Source organism: Haloarcula rubripromontorii (assembly GCF_001280425.1).
Classification (GTDB): domain Archaea; phylum Halobacteriota; class Halobacteria; order Halobacteriales; family Haloarculaceae; genus Haloarcula; species Haloarcula rubripromontorii.
Map to the genome: position 1 here is coordinate 44,330 of NZ_LIUF01000005.1, position 16,915 is coordinate 61,244.

A 16,915-nucleotide genomic window follows, 5' to 3' on the forward strand; every position below is an offset into this window, starting at 1 on the left:
GCCGCATCGCCAAAGATTCAAACGGCCAGATGTGCTACGCGATGACATGAGCGTCGCCGGACTGTGCGAACTCTGTGAGCGCCCGGACGTGGACCACACCTGCGACAGGTGCGGGCGGCTCGTCTGTGACCGTCACTGGGACGATGACACCGGGATGTGCGTCGAGTGTGGGTCGGAGGTCGGCCGGCCGAGCGACCGCGTCCCGTCGGAGGACATGCCCGACGGCGTCGACACGTATCGGTTCTGACTATCGGAACTGGTTCAGACGCTGTTTGAGTTGTTTGGCGGACTGTCCGGCGGCCTTGAAGAACGCATCACCTGAGTCGTCCCGGCGCGTGTCGGCGTCCTCGCCAGCGAAGATGATGCCCCGCGAGGAGTTGACGAGGCCGACGCCGTCCGCGAGGCCGTGTTCGACGGCCGCCTCGGCGTCCCCGCCCTGTGCGCCCACACCGGGGACGAGAAACGGGATGTCCGGGACCAGTTCGCGGATTTCTTCGAGTTCGTCGGGATTCGTTGCACCGACGACTAAGCCGACGTTGCCGTTCCCGTTCCAGAGGTCCGCGAGGTGGACGACCCGCTCGTACAGTTTCTCGCCGGAGGCCAGTTCGAGGTCCTGTAAGTCCTCGCCGCCGGGGTTCGATGTGCGCCCGAGAACGAACACGCCCTTGTCAGCGCGCTGGAGGAACGGCTCTAAGGAGTCCCGACCGAGAAAGGGGTTGACCGTGATGGCGTCGGCGGCGGGGCCTGCCTCGTCGTCGAGAATCTGGGCGTACTGCCGTGCAGTGTTGCCGATGTCGCCCCGCTTTGCGTCCAGCAACACGGGCACGTCCTTCCCGTGGGCGTAGGCGATTGTTTCTTCGAGGGCGCGCCAGCCGTCGGGGTCCTCGTAGAAGGCGGCGTTTGGCTTGTAGCATGCGGCGTGCTCGTGGGTCGCGTCGATGATTCGGCGGTTGAACTGCCAGCGCGGGAGGTCAGCGTCCAGCACGCTGTCTGGGAGGCGGTCAGGGTCCGGGTCGAGGCCGACCGATACCACGCTGTCGGCGGTCGCGATGCGGTCCGCGAGGCGGTCGAAGAAGTGCATAGATACCGCGGCGGTTGGCAGCGATACAAGCGTTTCCTTCTCGCGTCGTCCCCGGCTTCAGTGGAATCAGATTTGATATTCATCCCCCCTGTCTATTTTACACCGGAGGTAAAAGCCCGCGTATGGATCGTTTCGTGGATGTCGGTCACGTGGCCGAGACCCTCCCAGACCTGAGCGAAGCCCTGGATGACCCACGGCTGCGGCAGTTCGGACTCGTCGGCGGTGTCGTGCTCGTAGCCCTCGGCGCGCTTCTATCGCTCGCGCCCGCGTCCGAACAGTGGCTGTTCTGGTCGTACGCCGTCGCCGCGACGCTGGTGTTTATCGGCGTCCCGATGCTGTGTCTCGGTCTCGCCGCCCCCGACCCGGAACCCGGGTCGCTGTTACACCTCGGCATCGAACTGACGCCGACACAGCGCCGGGCCGTCGCGCTGGGCTCGCTCTGTATCACAGTGACACCGATTGTCATCGCCGTCGGGACGCCGCTTGGCCTCCCGACGCTGGTGCTTGCTATCGCAGCCGTGACGGCCATACTCGGCTCCGTACTCATCCTCACCGGGTTCGTCGCATGGACGTCCGCAGCTATCGCTGAACCGAGCCGCCACTGATTGCAGTTCAGCCGCTGTCCAACCGTTTTCGCCCCTCGAAAGACCGTGCTACCCCGAGAGAGTCTGCTCCAGCACGTCGACCGCAGATTTTACCGCCGCGCCGCTGTGAACAACAACGGTTCTCCCGTCGGTCGTGACATCGGCCCGCTCTGGGACGATTGCGGGCTCCGCGTTCAGGACCAGTCGGGCCGTCTCCGGCGTCACCTCAACAACCGCCACTTCGGTGTCGTCGGTCGTCACGCGGTAAGCGAACGCCCCGTCTGGCGTCGGTTCCACGTCTCTGTCCGCATCAACGACGGAAACGTCCGCGAGCGGGCCGCGCTGGAGGCCGGTCAACTCCGAGGCGAGCAACTGTCCGATCCGCCGGCCGTCAGTGATTCTGTCTTTGACCATCAGAGTTCCTCCCGAACGTCCGCCGCGACGGCTTCGACGTCGACACCCTCACTTCGCGCATACACGACAGCCGCAGCCTCAAGCGTAACGCCGATGTCGGACTGAAGTGCGTTGATGCCGGCGACGGCGGTTTGTTTCTCCATACCGGCCTCGACGACAGCGTCGAGCACTCGCTCGAACGTCGACCGCGACTGGAGGATTTCCTCGCCCGGCGTGAACCCATCCGGGATATCGGTGTGCGTGGCGTCGAAGCCGACGACGAGGTCGTCGTCGTCCCGTTCGACTAACCCTTCGCTTGCGGCCACATCGACCAGTGTCTTGGCCTGATCGGGCGAGAACCAGTTCCGGTCCAGCGAGAGCGCGACGACGAACTCGCTTTCCGCCATCCGGTCGGTTCCACGCTGGCGGAACGGCGCGGCGACGGCCGTCTTCAGACTCATCGTCAAAGCAACCGCTCGGCACGGGGGTAATGATTACGATGGCGAGTCGGCATCGAACGGTTCAAGTAGCCGCTGGGTCTTCCTTCCCCTATGAAAGACCAGGGACGCTCCCCTCGCAAGCGGACAGGCGGACGCCGACGACCGAACCACAAGAAGAAGAAACACGAGCTCGGCAAGGACACCGTCGAGACGCAGGTCGGCGAGCAGCGACTGAAGACCGTCGACTCCCGCGGCAACACCCAGAAGGTCCGTGCGGTCAAGACCGACGTTGCGAGCATCGCTGACGGCGCGGAAACCATCGAGGCGACCATCGAGAACGTCGTGGAGAACCCGTCGAACCCGAACTACGCCCGCCGAAACATCATCACGAAAGGCGCAATCCTCGAAACCTCCGAGGGACGTGCCCGCGTGACTTCCCGTCCCGGGCAGCACGGGCAGGTCAACGCCGTGCTTGTCGAGTAATCCGGCACGCAATCAGCGTTTTCAGCTGGCCACAGATCCGGAGCGACTGCTACGGCCGTGGCGCGGCCTTCTGGAGTGCGCTTTCGGCGATATTGCCGCCGTAGTCTGCAGTCCGGGACAGCGAGTCCACCACGCGGCCAAGTAGTTGTGCGCTCTGTGGATCCAGCTCCCTGACTTTGCCGTCGACCTCGCGGGCGGTTTCATCGACTTCGGGAATGCGGGACCGAGCCTCGTTTGCCAGTTCGACGGCCTCGTCGTTGTCGTCAGCTAACAGCGCATCCATCGCGGTTTCGGGGACGGCAATGGCTTCGGTCTCCAGCTGGTCGAGAAGGTCGGCGGTTTCGCCGGTGATTTCGTCGATCTCCTGTGAGAGGCCGGCGATCTTGGTCGCGTGGTCGGCGATACGTTCGAGTTGCCGGGCGCTGGACTGGTAATCGAACACGGTCTCGCGAGGGAAGCCAATCTCGTTGGCAGCCGTCGGATTGCGGAGGACGGTTCGGAACACGCGCGAGACCATGTACCAGAGCCGGTCCACGTCGTCGTCGCGTTGCATTACGTCTTCTGCGAGATCGTTGTCGTCTTCGATGAGCGCCTCGACGGCATCGGAGAGCATCGTTAGCGACACGAGTCGCATACGTGTGATGGCGTTGAGAACAGAGAGTTCCGAAGAGTCAAGCAGGTCCTGCAGAACAACACGGTCAGCCGTTTCCTCGATCATCTCTAAGCCGACCAGTCCTTGCGTCGCATCGCGGATGATGCGTCGCTGTTCGGCCGTGATCCGGGCGGCTTCCAGTCGGATGATGTCGAAGCCGCTGACGTACATCGTCATCACTGCTCGCGTGAGTTCGTGCCTGTTTTCGAGGCCGGTCACGTCCAGCGTTCCCTCGACGTGGTCGTTGCCGTGCTGTGGCGAAACCAGTAGCAGGTCGTCTTCGGCATAAAACTCGACGATACTGCCGCTCTCGACACCGTTCTCTGTCGCCCACTCCTTCGGTAATGAGACGGTATACGTGGACCCACCCGTCAACTGTACTTTGCGCGTCTCCATAGTACTACAAATACGCGCCAGGGATTTATAAAATGTGCTTTGACTATATATCGCCGGCTGGAACTCTGTCTGATATTGTCATGGAATCACAACACACTGTGAATGCACTATTCCAAGTGGTCTGCCAACAACAGGCCTGTCGTGGATTCCGTTCCGAATCAGGCCGAAATCGGGTTCAGACAACCGCTGAGTCGGTTTCACGGGATAGGTTGGTAGGACCACATAATACTATATAGAAGTATATAGCGTTTATATCCGGATATAGGGCTAATAGTAGGGTACTTATCCGCTCTTCATCTGAAACTGGATGATGACAGATTCACCGAGCGGTGGGTTCTCCCGTCGTCGTTTTTTGACGAGTTCCGGTGCAATCGGAGCGCTGGCACTGGCCGGCTGTACCGAACAGTCCTCCGATGGCAGTGACGGAAGCTCCGGTAACAACGGTGGCAGCACCGACAGTAGCGGCAGCGGACAGCTGTCCGGTGAAATTACGATTACAGGGAGCAGCACGGTGTTCCCCCTCGCGACGGCCGTCGCAAACGAATTCCAGAAGCAACACGGCCAAGTCAACATCAGTCTCTCCTCTACAGGGTCCGGTGGCGGCTTCAGCAACCACTTCTGTGTCGGAAACGCTGAGTTCAACAACGCCTCACGGCCGATTTCTAGCGAAGAGGAGCAGCTCTGTGCCGATAACGACATTGAGTTCCACGAGATTCAGGTCGCCACGGACGCGGTGACCGTTATCGTCAACACGGAGAACGACTGGGTTGACTGCGTGACGCCGGAACAGCTCAGACAGATGTGGCGCGCAGACGGTGCGTCGACCTGGGCAGACGTGAATTCGGACTGGCCCGACGAGCCGATCAACCGGTTCGGTGCCGCCGACACGTCCGGGACGTTCGATTACTTCAACGAGGCGATTCTCGGCGAGGAAGCAGACCACACCAGCAACTACGAAGCGACCGAACAGGATAATCTCATCCTGCAGGGCGTCCAGCAGGACCAGTACGCCATCGGCTACTTCGGCTTCGCTTACTACCAGAGCAACACGGACGCAGTCACGGCACTCAGCATTGACAACGGCGACGGCTGTGTCGAGCCGTCGCTGGAGACAGCCAAGGCCGGCGATTACCAGCCCCTTTCGCGCCCCCTGTTCACCTATCCGCAGAAGGGCGCACTCGCCGAGGAGCACGTCGCCGAGTTCGCTCGGTACTTCATCGAGCAGAGCGCCAACACTGAACTCGTCGCCGAGGAGATCGGCTACGTCCCACGGACCGAGGAAGCGATGCAGGAGGAACTCGACGCCCTCAACGAAGTTATCGACGAGGTCCAGTAACGAGTCAGATATATAGACAATAGAGAACTACAGAGACAATAACACACTTTTCCCGAGATACATAGAATGAGTGAACAACACCGATGAGCAACGAAGGACAGACGCCAGACCTAGCAGGGGATCGAGGGTTCAGGTCGGTCCGTGAGTCGGCATACAAATACGCGCTGGCGGGCTGTGCCGTCCTGTCCGTCCTGACGACGGTGAGTATCATCGGGGTACTCGTCCTGGACGCCGCGGAGTTTTTCGCCGAGGTGCCAGTCCTGGCGTTCCTGACCGGAACGACGTTCAGTCCGAACCTCGAACCGGTCTCGTTCGGCGTGTTGCCCCTCGTCCTCGGGACAATTCTCATCACCATCGGCGCGGGCGCGCTCGCGCTCCCGACCGGCGTATTAACCGCGATATACCTGAGCGAGTACGCGAGCGACCGCACGCGGTCGATACTCAAACCGATGCTCGAAGTACTCGCCGGCGTCCCCACGGTCGTCTACGGCTACTTCGCCATCGTCTACGTCACGCCCGCGCTGAACACCGCGATCACGTGGTTCAACGGCGCGTTCGGGACAGGGTTCGAGGAGCTTGGCCTGTTCAACGGGCTCTCAGCCTCTATCGTCGTCGGCATCATGATTATCCCGATGGTCTCCTCTATCAGCGAAGATGCGATGAGTTCGGTCCCGGACTCGCTTCGCCAGGCCGGCTACGGCCTCGGCGCGACGAAGTTTAACGTCTCGCTTACTATCGTGGTGCCAGCGGCGGTCTCCGGTATCGCCTCGTCGTTCATCCTTGCTATCTCGCGGGCTATCGGCGAGACAATGGCCGTCGTACTGGCCGCGGGGTCGCAGCCGCCGGATATACCGCCCGTCCAGCAGGCCTTTGGCATCCCGTACGTGGCACCGGCTGACGTGATCGGGCTCTTTACCGAGAGCTCTGCGACAATGACCGTCGCGATGGTCAACATCGCACAGGGGGATATCTCCGGCGGGTCGACCGCGTACCAGTCACTGTTCGCTATCGGGCTCACGCTGTTCGTCATCACGCTGGTGATGAACGTTGTCAGCGACCTCGTGGCGAGTCGCTACCGGGAGGTTTACGAGTAAAATGGCCACGACATCACCGACCGAGACCGAGTTCGGCGAGGTCAGCCGAATCAAAGGCATCGTCTTCAAGTACATTTCGTTTGCCGCATCTATCGTCGGTATCCTCGCGCTCGGCGTGTTGCTCGCCTACGTGTTCTGGGACGCGCTGGGCCTGGAGAGCGCCGGCACCAGCTGGTACCTCGCGTACACGGCCACGCTGCTCGTCCCGCTGCTCGCGTTCTTCGTCTACGCCCGGACACGGCCCGCCGTCGTCGCGGGGACGTTCGAACTGTTCAGCATGACGCTGGCCGGCGTCCTGTTGACCGGCGCGGGCGTCATCATCCTCTCGATTATCGCCAGTCCGGGGGTATGGTTCACGTACTTCCTCACCGTCGTCGGCCCAATCGTCGGCCTGTACGTCTACGGCCAGTACGACCGCAAGGCGACCTGGGTCGGTCTGGCGATGCTCGTGGTGTTGCTCGTCGGCCCGGTGGTCGGGACGCTCGGACTGAGCGTGTTGACAACAATCGGGGCGTTGCTCGGCTCGCCCGGCATCTACTTCCTCTCGCTCGTGGTCCCCGCGGCCGCCGTCGCCGCGTATCTGTCGGCGGAGCGGTTGGATTTCTCCCGGCGACGGAGCATCGGTATCGGCGTCGGCCTCCCCGTTCTCGCTATCGCCGCCGTCCCGCTCGTCGACACCGTGCCGGCGATCTCGCGGTCGGTCTGGCTCATCGGCCTCGTACTGTTCGGCCTCCCGGTCGGGTTCGCGGTCGCAAACACTGCCCGAATCCGGGACCGGTGGCCCGCGTTTGCGTTCCCCGCAATCATCGCTCTCGGATTCCTTGCCGGTGAGGCCGTCGTCTCGGCCATCGGGGCGACGCCGCCGACGCCGTGGCTCGACTGGCAGTACGTCACCAGCGGTCCGTCCCAGACCGCGGCGGAGGCAGGACTGTACCCGGCCATCATCGGCTCGATATTCCTCATCGTGCTGGTGAGCGTGTTCACCTTCGTCTTCGGCGTCGGCGCGGCCATCTACCTCGAAGAGTACGCGCCCGGTAGCGGCCCGCTGGCCGCCGTCACGCGGATTATCAAGGTCAACATCTCGAACCTCGCCGGCGTCCCGTCGGTGGTGTATGGCCTGCTGGGGCTGGGCATCTTCGTGAACATCGAGTCCCAGCTCGGTCCGTTCACCTACGCCGGCTTCGGCGTCGGGACGGTGCTGACCGCCGCGATGACCCTGTCCCTGCTCATCCTGCCCATCGTCATCATCTCGGCACAGGAGGCGATTCGGTCCGTGCCGGACTCGCTGCGGCAGGCGTCCTACGGGATGGGCGCGACCCGGTGGCAGACGATTCGGAACGTCGTCCTGCCCCGCTCGCTGCCGGGCATTCTGACCGGGACAATTCTCGCGCTCGGGCGGGCTATCGGGGAGACCGCGCCGCTCATCATGGTCGGCGCGGCGACGACGAAGTTCTCCCCGCCGAGTGGGCTGTTCGGCAAGCTCACGGCGATGCCGATGCAGATCTTCGCCTGGGCGTTCGAACCGAGCGACGAATTCCGGTACGGCGTCGTCGCGGCCGGCGTCGTGACGCTGCTCATCGTCATGCTGACGATGAACTCAGTTGCGATTCTCGTACGGAACAAATATCAACAGGAGGCAAACTAATGACTTCACAGGACATGGCCAGCGACACCGACGTTGAGACCGACGACGACTCCCTCGTGACGACCGACCCCGGCAAGGGCGGCTTAGACGAGAACGCCGACCGAGGCTCGGTTGGACAAAGCGGGGCGGGGACTGTCATCGAGTCCCGCAGTCTCGACGTGTTCTACGGCGAGACTCAGGCGCTCCAGGACATCGACCTGGCCATCCCGGAGAATCAGGTGACGGCGATGATCGGCCCCTCCGGCTGTGGCAAGTCGACGTTCCTGCGGTGTATCAACCGCATGAACGACCTCATTGACATCGCCCGCGTCGATGGGGACCTCACGTTCAAGGGGAAAAACGTCTACGACACTGACGTGGATCCGGTGGCTCTCCGACGCCGAATCGGAATGGTGTTCCAGCACCCGAACCCGTTCCCAAAGAGCATCTACGACAACGTCGCCTACGGCCTCCGCATTCAGGACAAGACCGACAATATAGACGATGTGGTGGAGCAGTCTTTGAAGAAAGCGGCGCTGTGGGACGAGGTCAAGGACCGGCTCGACGAGTCGGCCCTCGACCTCTCTGGGGGGCAACAGCAGCGACTGTGCATCGCCCGCGCAATCGCCGTCGACCCCGAGGTCATCCTGATGGACGAGCCGGCGTCGGCACTGGACCCCATCGCCACCTCACAGATCGAGGACCTCATCGAGGAACTGGCCGAGGAGTACACGGTCGTCATCGTGACGCACAACATGCAGCAGGCGGCCCGCATCTCCGATAAGACGGCCGTCTTCCTCACCGGCGGCGAACTCGTCGAGTTCGACGACACCGACAAGATCTTCGAGAACCCGGACAGCCAGCGCGTCGAGGACTACATCACTGGGAAGTTCGGATAGCCGCCGTCTGCGGACCGGCCGTTTTTGTCGCCTCTTACTGCTCCAGCGTCGCTTCGGTGTCAATACCGTACACCGCCTTTGGTGTCTCGACGTGTGCCGTTCTGACCGCGTCCTCGTGTCCGTTTTCGAGTAGCCAGCGGACGCGCCGCGGGACGGTCTTCGGTCCAAGTACCGCGCCAGGACGGTCCGGGTCGTCGATGTAGTCGGTCTCCATCAGGAACGGCTCGTCCGTCTCGACCGCCACCTCCAGTTCATCCTTGTCCGCCAGCACCGACTTGACCGGCCCCTGAAGTCGGCCCCCGGAGTAGTGTTTCACGACCTGCGTCCGGTCGAGGCCGCGTTCCTCCGCCCACTCTGCGACCGTCTCGAAGTCCTCGCCACCCTCTGTGTGGAGCTGTATCGCACAGCCCACGTCGGCGGCGCGTTCGAAGCCGTGGCACAGCACTTCGTTCGAAGCCTCCCAGACCGCGTCGTCCACGTCGTAGTGGGGGCGGCCGGACTTTATCCCGAGCGCCCGCCCCTCGGCGACGTACTCCGCCGCCACGTCGAGGCCGGTCTGCATGATGTCCCGTGCTTCCGGCGGCGTGTAGCCGTCGTCGACGAGCTTCGAAATCAACGCTGGGTGAACACCGAGGACGGGCCAGGTCCGGCCGTCGAGTACATCCGACGCGTCGTCGGCCGCTTCGACAGTCAGGTCGAACACTTCCCGGAAGATGGCCTCGTCGGTGGCCGTCTCGACGAGGTGCCAGGACGGCTTGTTGAGCACCAGCAGATGTGTGCCGCCCTGTGCTGCGAACTCCTCGGCTGCCGCGACGTTCCGACCGTTGACCGGATCGAGATGGAGGTGGTTGTCCAGTACCGGTGTGTCGTCGATATTCATATGTGCCCACTAGCACTGGCCGAAAAAACAGTTGGCGTCATGCGCTTCGAATCTTAGAGCGTCACTGCGTCCTCAGCCGCGTTGCGTAACGCATCAGAGCGGCCATACTCTCCCGGCGCGATGGCGACCGTTCGGACTCCTTCTCGTGCAGCCACCTCCAGCGCCGGCTTGAAATCTGTATCCCGCGAGGCAACGGCCAGTACGTCGATCTGTCCAGCAACGGCGGCGTCTGTCGCGTCAACAGCCAGTCGGACATCGACGTCACCACTGGTGGTCCGAACCTCGAAGCCGCGGGCCTCAGCGGCCTGAATAAGCCCCGGCGAGGCGTTCTGGTCGACGTAGAGACGAGTGACCGCCAGCGGGCCGTATTCGGCTGCGATATCCCGAACTTCATCTAGATCGACATCGAACTCGGACCTGAGCACGTTCGGGCCGTCGACAAATAGTCCGACGCGCTGTGATGAGTCGTTCTCCCTGAATATTCGACGGAACAGCTTCATGCGCCTCTTTCCCTGCCCGGCCTGCTTATGCGTGCCGCTTCGGTCGGTAAACTGTTTTCCGCTATATAGAATATACGGCACAAAGTTTAGGATGTTACCTCCCTCACATTATGGACGCATTTCCGTCCGGAGCCGGCAGCAACAATGCGTAGGATATGACATATGAGTGATGGAGCGCTTCACGACCAAGACGTACTAAACGGGCTCTGTGAGATAATTTCTGATCCAGCTATGGTCATCGACGCCAGCGGCGTCTTTGTCGATGTCATCCACAACGCCCACAACGGGGCATTATTTTTCAGAGATCCGGAAACACTACTGGGGACGGATCTCTGGGACATTTTCCCTACGGCACAGGCTGACCAGTTCTACGCAATTATTGAGGATGTTTTACAAACGGGTGACCAGCAGGATATCGAGTACCAGCTATCGCTTGATCACGGAGAGCGATACTTCGAGGCTCGTGTCACGCCGGTCGGCGGTGATAACATGGGGCGCGTGCTATGGCTGGCGGAGGATATCACACAGCGTAAACAGCGGCAGAAAAAGCAAGCCCTCATCGAACGGGTGTTCGAGGTCAGTCCGGTCGGCATTGTCGTCGTAGAACGGTCTGGCAAAATTTCGCTAGCTAACGAGCGCGCCGAGGAGCTGCTGGGTCTCGATCGCGAGAGGATCACTCAGAGACGGTACACCCAACCAGAGTGGACCATCTACTACGAAGACGGGACGCCAATCCCCAATTCGGAACACCCGGTTACGCAGGTGCTCGAATCGGGCGAACCAGTGTTCGGATTCGAGCACTGGATAGAACTTGCAGACGGCAGCGAGCGGTGGCTTTCGAGCAATGCCGCGCCGATACTGGATGAGGACGGGACTGTTGAGCGCGTCGTCGTAGGTCTGGACGACGCCACGGGATTGAAACAGCGGGAGGAACACCTAGAGTGGCTTGTCGGGACCGAAACCCTGGCCGACGTTGGCGGGTGGGAACTCGATCTAGAGACGGGCACGATAGAGGGAACGACCGGAATGAAGCGACTCTACGGAACGTCAGCGTACAATCCGACGCTTGAGGAGGCCATCGAGCAGTACCATCCCGACGATAGAGCGGCCGTCCGCGACGCCATCGAAACCTGTTGTGAGACTGGCGAACCGATGGAACTAGAGGCACGCCGCCAGACTGCGTCCGAAACCGAGCGCTGGTTCCGGCTCCGGGCCGAAAAAACTGTTCAGGACGGGACGCCGAAACTGCGGGGCATCGTTCGCGATATCACACAAGACAAAGAGCGAGAGCAGCGGCTCATGGTCATGAGTCGGATTCTCCGGCACAACATCCGGAACAAGCTGACCGTGATACGGGGTAATTCGAGACTTCTCAAGGAAGAACTCGACTCGCCTGATTTCACTGTTGACGCTGCTAGCGGACATATCAACAGAATCGAAAGCGCCTCGAAAGAGCTTGACTCGCTGGCCGAGCGCGCACGGACGTTCGACCGAGCCATCGAGCGCGACCTCCGGGGTGGGACGTTTCACCTTCAGCAGGCGCTCACTGATGTCCGGGATGACCTCACGGAACAACATCCCGAGGTGACTAGTGAGGTCGCGCTGACTGACGCGGAGGTACAAGGTGACAGGATGGCTATCGACCTGATACTGGAGATTCTTGTCGAGAACGTGCTGGAATACAGCGACCTGTCAAACCCGACAATTAACCTTACCGCCGAAGAGACACCGCCGGGACAGGTGACAGTCAAGATTGAGGCCGATGGCTCCGCGATCCCCGATATGGAGCGCGATGTCCTGGCTTTGGAGACCGAGGGGCCAGTGGCCCACAGCCGCGGGCTCGGACCGTGGGCAGTCATGTGGCTTGTCCGACGCCTCGGCGGGTCCGTGACGATGGACGAAGATCACGACGACGGAACCCGAGTTGAACTCGTGTTCCCGCAGGCGCGAAACGAGTAACCAAGACGACTCCTTACTTTGCCGCCCGGCCCCATCGTCTTGCCTGACGCGATTGCCGATTTGATATCGTCGTATATCATTTATCAGCGGGCTGAAGACGGTGAGGGCCAAACGGTAAGACCACGCGGTACGAGAGGTCCGCGTATGACACTGCGGGCACCACCGCTTTCTGCGGTTCACCAGCGAGCCGACGCTTCGTTCACCGATTTCGGCGGGTGGGAGATGCCGGTCGAGTTCGAGTCAATCCGCACAGAACACGAAGCAGTTCGGAGCGAGGCCGGGAAGTTCGACGTCTCACACATGGGACAGATAACTGTGGCCGGCCCGGACGCCGCAACGCTGACACAGCGGCTGACCACCAACGACGTGACCGTACTGGACCCGGGCGAGGCCCAGTACGGGGCCATCACAGACGAGGACGGAATCATGCTGGACGACACCGTCGTCTACCGGCTGCCGGACAGCGCGACCGATGAGTTCCTGTTCATCCCAAACGCCGGGCACGACGGAGAGATGACCGAACGGTGGCTCTCTGAGCGGGACGAGCGGGGGCTTGACGCGACTGTGACTAATCGGACCGAGGAGTACGCGATGATCGCCGTTCAGGGTCCTGACGCGCCGGATCTGCTGGCGGCACAGACAGATGTCTCGCTTGCTGGCCTGTCGCGGTTCGAGGTGGCTAACGGGAGCGTCGCGGGCGTCGACTCGTTGATCGCTCGGACGGGCTACACGGGCGAACCCGGCTTCGAAATCCTCTGTCCGCCAGACGGTGCCGAAACGGTCTGGGGCGCGCTTGAGTGCCAGCCCTGCGGGCTCGGTGCCCGTGACACGCTCCGTCTGGAAATGGGGTTTCTGCTCTCAGGGCAGGAGTTCCATCCGGTCGACGAGCCCAGGACACCCTACGAGGCCGGTATCGGCTGGACGGTCAAGCTCGATACGGAGTTCGTCGGTCGGGACGCACTGGAGGGCGTCGCCGCGGACGGTCCCGAAGAGAAGCTCATCGGCATCGAACTCATCGACCGTGGTGTGCCGCGCCACGGGTACGACGTGACGACGCCTGACGGGGAGCCAATCGGCCACATCACCAGCGGAACGATGAGTCCGACGCTGGAAGCGCCGATTGCTCTCGCCTACGTCCCGGCGGCGTACGCCGAACCGGGCACATCCGTTCGCGTTGTCGTCCGCGGTGAACCGAAGAAAGCACGTACCAGGAGCACGCCATTCCTCGATAGATGAGCTTCGACGTTCCCGACGACCTGCGATATCTGGAGTCACACGAATGGGTACGCGTCGCCGGCGATACCGCAGAGGTCGGCATCACGGCGTTCGCACAGGATGAACTCGGCGACGTGGTGTTCGTCGAACTGCCCGAGGAAGGGGCGGAGCTGACAGCAGGCGAGGACTTCGGCGTCGTGGAGTCCATCAAGGCAGTCTCGGACGTGTATGCCCCCGTTTCCGGCACCGTCACAGCAGTCAACGACCGACTCCGCGACGAGCCGGAACTGCTGAACGAGGACCCGTTCGGAGACGGCTGGATGCTCAAGGTGGCGGTGACCGAGGAGAGCGAAATCGACGACTTGCTCTCACCCGACGCGTACCGCGGCCAGATCGAGTAACCCCCTGGTGGCAGCGGTCCCCTGCAGGGGTGAAAGGAGTAACCTAATGTGGACACGGTCGCTAGCTGTCGATATCATGTCACCCCGGCGCTACTGGGTGGTTCTCCAATGAGCGATAGTGATTCACACGCGACAGGCAGTCCGTACGCACCGCAAACGGCTGCAGAGACCGCGGCGATGCTCGACGCAGTCGGGGCCGACGACCTCGAATCGCTGTTCGACGTTCCCGAGTCCGTTGCCTTCGACAGCGAGTTCGGTATCGACGCCCGAAGCGAGCGGGCGACGCGTCGGGAAGTCGCTCGCCTTTTAGGTCGTAACGCCGACCTCACCGAGTTTCTTGGCCGTGGCCACTACGACCACTACGTCCCGAGCGTCGTCGACGACCTCGCAAGCCGGTCGGAGTTTTTGACCTCCTACACGCAGTATCAGCCCGAGGTCGCACAGGGGTTCCTGCAGGCCCTCTTCGAGTTCCAGTCGATGCTGGTAGAGCTCACGGGACTGGGCGTTGCCAACTGCTCGATGTACGACGATGCGACGGCGCTGGGTGAGGCGGCGACGCTCTCCCAGCGCGTCCGCTCAGTGTCTGGCGACCGGATTCTGGTCCCCGAACACCTCCGTGCGGGCAAACGCGCCGTACTGTCGAACTACGCCGATGGACCGGACCTCACGGTCGAGTCCTACCCGATGAGCGACGGCATCGTCGACGTGCCGGCGCTGGCCGACGACATAGGCGACGACACTGCGATGGTGTACGCCGAATCGCCCACGGTCCGTGGCGTTATCGAAGAACGACTCGGCGCAATCGGCGACCTGACCCACGACCACGAGGCGCTGTTCTGCCTCGGCTCGGACCCGATTGCGCTGTCCCTGCTGGAGCGCCCGGTCGATGTCGGGGCTGACGTGGTCGTCGGCGACGCCGCGTCGCTGGGGACCGGGACCGCCTACGGCTTCGGACTGGGAATGTTCGTCACCCGCGAGGAGTACCTGCGGCAGGTCCCCGGCCGGCTGGTCGGGGCCAGCGAAGACGCCGCCGACCGTCGCGCGTACACGCTGACACTCCAGACGCGAGAGCAGCATATCCGCAAGGAGCGAGCCACCTCCAACATCTGTACGAACCAGGCGTGGGTCGCGCTCCGAACTGCGATGCACGCCGCGTGGCTCGGCCCGGACGGGCTGATCGACCTCGCCAAGGACTGTGTCACCCGCGCCCGTGACATAGCCGACCGTCTCGACGACATCGTCGGTGTGAAAGCGCCGATTCACGGCCGTCATCACTTCCGGGAGTTCCTCGCCCGGACGGACCAGCCCGCAAGCGCCATCGTTGCCGATCTCGCAGCGGAGGGCTTTGCGGTCCACGCGGTCGACGACCATCTGGTACAGGTGTGTGCGACCGAGACCACTGCCGACGCCACAGACGAGTTCGTCGCGGCGTTCCGGGAGGTGGCGAAATGACACTCGCCGCACTGTGTTCGGCGACCCACCGTGGGACAAGCCGCGTCCCACGGCCGTCACGCTTGACACGGAGGTGTCTCGCGTGAACTACGACCAAGCGCGCTGGACCGACGACAGCGACGACCTGTATGAACCGCTGCTCTCGGAGAAAGCGAACGAAACGGTCGAGGTCGACGACTCGCCGCTACCTGACGACCTGACGCGGGACTCCCTCTCGCTGCCGGACCCAGCCGAGCCTGAACTGGCCCGACATTACACGCGCCTTTCGCAGATGAACTACGGCGTCGAGAGCGGGCCGTTCCCGCTTGGTTCGTGTACGATGAAGTACAACCCCTCCTTTACCGAGGATGTCGCTGGGCGGGCAGACGCCGCTATCCATCCGGGCCGGCCTGATTCAACTGTGCAGGGGACGCTAGCGCTGTGTCACCGGCTACAGGACTATCTGGGCCGCATCGGCGGTATGGACGCCGTGACGCTGCAGCCACCCGCCGGCGCGGCCGGTGAGTTCACCGGGATACAGATTGCAAAGGCGTACCACGAACACAACGACGACGAGCGCTCGGAGGTCGTCATCCCGGACTCGGCACACGGCACGAACTTCGCAACGGCGGCGATGGCCGGCTACGAGGTCGTGGAGCTACCGAGCGGCGACGACGGTCGCGTCGACATCGAGGCGCTGGAGGCGGCTGTCGGCGACGATACCGCCGCGTTGATGCTCACAAACCCCAACACGCTGGGGCTGTTCGAGCGCGATATCGAGCACGTCGCCGACATCGTCCACGACGCCGGCGGCCTGCTGTACTACGACGGCGCGAACCTCAATGCCCTGCTCGGGCGCGCTCGCCCCGGCGATATGGGCTTTGACGTGATGCACTACAACGTCCACAAGACGTTCGCGACGCCCCACGGCGGCGGTGGCCCCGGTGCCGGCCCGGTCGGCGTCCGCGAGGAACTGGCACAGTTCCTCCCGAACCCGCACGTCAGAGAGCGCGGTGGGAACTACGAACACTACGAGCCATCGAACTCCATCGGGAAGGTGCATGGCTTCTATGGCAACTGGCCGGTACTGCTCAAAACCTTCGCCTATATCGCCAGACTCGGCGACGAGGGCCTGCGGGACGCCAGCGCGAAGGCCGTGCTGAACGCGAACTATCTCGCCGAGCAGATTGAGTACGAAGTTCCCTTCGGCCCGTTCCACCACGAGTTCGTCGCCAGCGCGGGCGAGCAGGACGCCGCAGACGCGGCCAAGCGGATGCTCGATTACGGCGTCCACCCACCGACGACGAAGTGGCCTGAAATCGTCGATGAGGCGTTGATGACCGAGCCCACGGAAGGTGAAACCAAGCGCTCGCTGGACCAGCTCGCGGCCGCGTTCAACGCTGTGGCCGGTGACTCGGACGCCGAACTGGCCGACGCACCGTCGCGTCCGACGGCGAAACGCATCGACCAGGCGACTGCGGCCCGGAACCCGCGGCTCTCCTGGCAGGCGCTTGACGACACGTAGCCGCTCGTTTCGACATTTGATA

General features: G+C 62.7%; 18 protein-coding genes. 12 read left to right on the forward strand and 6 right to left on the reverse strand.

The features are described 5' to 3' along the window. Positions 1-46 precede the first annotated feature (46 nt). Positions 47-247: a hypothetical protein gene (locus tag AMS69_RS15260; RefSeq protein ID WP_053968939.1), complete on the forward strand. Its 201-nt coding sequence runs from the start codon at positions 47-49 to the stop codon at positions 245-247. Here AMS69_RS15260 and pyrF read toward each other — a convergent pair whose 3' ends face one another. Further along, complete coding sequence (gene pyrF / locus AMS69_RS15265; protein ID WP_053968940.1) at positions 248-1,081, reverse strand: orotidine-5'-phosphate decarboxylase; 834 nt, start codon at positions 1,079-1,081, stop codon at positions 248-250. Between the two features lie 122 nt (positions 1,082-1,203). On the opposite strand from pyrF, the gene AMS69_RS15270 reads away from it, so the two are divergent. Continuing rightward, positions 1,204-1,686, forward strand: coding sequence for a hypothetical protein (locus AMS69_RS15270; RefSeq protein ID WP_053968941.1), 483 nt, complete (start codon positions 1,204-1,206; stop codon positions 1,684-1,686). Between the two features lie 48 nt (positions 1,687-1,734). Here the strand turns inward: AMS69_RS15270 and AMS69_RS15275 are convergent, their stop codons facing one another. Beyond that, entirely contained in the window at positions 1,735-2,079 is a 345-nt protein-coding gene (locus AMS69_RS15275; RefSeq protein WP_053968942.1) for a hypothetical protein, read from the reverse strand. Continuing rightward, entirely contained in the window at positions 2,079-2,519 is a 441-nt protein-coding gene (locus tag AMS69_RS15280) for a DUF2240 family protein (RefSeq protein WP_053968943.1), read from the reverse strand. The genes AMS69_RS15275 and AMS69_RS15280 overlap by 1 nt, the downstream gene beginning before the upstream one ends. 90 nt (positions 2,520-2,609) lie before the next feature. Here AMS69_RS15280 and AMS69_RS15285 point away from each other — a divergent pair, with 90 nt between their 5' ends. Further along, positions 2,610-2,981 carry a 30S ribosomal protein S8e gene (locus AMS69_RS15285; protein ID WP_053968944.1) on the forward strand — a complete coding sequence of 124 codons (372 nt, stop codon included), beginning with the start codon at positions 2,610-2,612 and terminating at the stop codon, positions 2,979-2,981. A gap of 49 nt (positions 2,982-3,030) precedes the next feature. On the opposite strand, the gene AMS69_RS15290 is transcribed toward AMS69_RS15285, so the two are convergent. Beyond that, entirely contained in the window at positions 3,031-4,029 is a 999-nt protein-coding gene (locus tag AMS69_RS15290) for a phosphate uptake regulator PhoU (RefSeq protein WP_053968945.1), read from the reverse strand. Positions 4,030-4,339: 310 nt separating this feature from the next. On the opposite strand from AMS69_RS15290, the gene AMS69_RS15295 reads away from it, so the two are divergent. The 4 genes from AMS69_RS15295 (at position 4,340) to pstB (ending at position 8,982) form a co-directional block, all read left to right on the forward strand. Continuing rightward, positions 4,340-5,365 carry a phosphate ABC transporter substrate-binding protein PstS family protein gene (locus AMS69_RS15295; RefSeq protein WP_202904565.1) on the forward strand — a complete coding sequence of 342 codons (1,026 nt, stop codon included), beginning with the start codon at positions 4,340-4,342 and terminating at the stop codon, positions 5,363-5,365. An 83-nt stretch (positions 5,366-5,448) separates the two neighbouring features. Beyond that, on the forward strand, positions 5,449-6,459 hold the full coding sequence (pstC, locus tag AMS69_RS15300; protein WP_053968947.1) for a phosphate ABC transporter permease subunit PstC: 1,011 nt from the start codon (positions 5,449-5,451) through the stop codon (positions 6,457-6,459). A 1-nt stretch (position 6,460) separates the two neighbouring features. Beyond that, positions 6,461-8,104: a phosphate ABC transporter permease PstA gene (gene pstA / locus AMS69_RS15305; protein ID WP_053968948.1), complete on the forward strand. Its 1,644-nt coding sequence runs from the start codon at positions 6,461-6,463 to the stop codon at positions 8,102-8,104. After that, on the forward strand, positions 8,104-8,982 hold the full coding sequence (pstB, locus tag AMS69_RS15310) for a phosphate ABC transporter ATP-binding protein PstB (RefSeq protein WP_053968949.1): 879 nt from the start codon (positions 8,104-8,106) through the stop codon (positions 8,980-8,982). The genes pstA and pstB overlap by 1 nt, the downstream gene beginning before the upstream one ends. 34 nt (positions 8,983-9,016) lie before the next feature. Here the strand turns inward: pstB and AMS69_RS15315 are convergent, their stop codons facing one another. Both AMS69_RS15315 and AMS69_RS15320 read right to left on the reverse strand, forming a co-directional pair. After that, the gene (locus tag AMS69_RS15315; RefSeq protein WP_053968950.1) at positions 9,017-9,862 is read right to left on the reverse strand and encodes a TatD family hydrolase; all 846 of its coding nucleotides are present in this window, start codon (positions 9,860-9,862) and stop codon (positions 9,017-9,019) included. A gap of 53 nt (positions 9,863-9,915) precedes the next feature. Continuing rightward, positions 9,916-10,362: an NYN domain-containing protein gene (locus tag AMS69_RS15320; RefSeq protein ID WP_053968951.1), complete on the reverse strand. Its 447-nt coding sequence runs from the start codon at positions 10,360-10,362 to the stop codon at positions 9,916-9,918. 162 nt (positions 10,363-10,524) lie between these two features. Between AMS69_RS15320 and AMS69_RS15325 the strand changes: the two genes are divergently transcribed. The 5 genes from AMS69_RS15325 to gcvPB all read left to right on the forward strand — a co-directional run bounded on the left by AMS69_RS15325 (position 10,525) and on the right by gcvPB (position 16,893). Then, positions 10,525-12,321, forward strand: a complete 1,797-nt coding sequence (locus tag AMS69_RS15325) for a sensor histidine kinase (RefSeq protein WP_053968952.1) — start codon at positions 10,525-10,527, stop codon at positions 12,319-12,321. Between the two features lie 144 nt (positions 12,322-12,465). Then, a complete protein-coding gene (gene gcvT, locus AMS69_RS15330; protein ID WP_053968953.1) occupies positions 12,466-13,557 on the forward strand; it encodes a glycine cleavage system aminomethyltransferase GcvT in 1,092 nt (363 codons plus the stop codon). Beyond that, entirely contained in the window at positions 13,554-13,937 is a 384-nt protein-coding gene (gene gcvH / locus AMS69_RS15335; RefSeq protein WP_053968954.1) for a glycine cleavage system protein GcvH, read from the forward strand. The genes gcvT and gcvH overlap by 4 nt, the downstream gene beginning before the upstream one ends. Positions 13,938-14,045: 108 nt before the next feature. Then, on the forward strand, positions 14,046-15,389 hold the full coding sequence (gcvPA, locus tag AMS69_RS15340) for an aminomethyl-transferring glycine dehydrogenase subunit GcvPA (protein WP_053968955.1): 1,344 nt from the start codon (positions 14,046-14,048) through the stop codon (positions 15,387-15,389). An 82-nt stretch (positions 15,390-15,471) separates the two neighbouring features. Beyond that, the gene (gene gcvPB, locus AMS69_RS15345; RefSeq protein WP_053969140.1) at positions 15,472-16,893 is read left to right on the forward strand and encodes an aminomethyl-transferring glycine dehydrogenase subunit GcvPB; all 1,422 of its coding nucleotides are present in this window, start codon (positions 15,472-15,474) and stop codon (positions 16,891-16,893) included. Positions 16,894-16,915 lie beyond the last annotated feature (22 nt).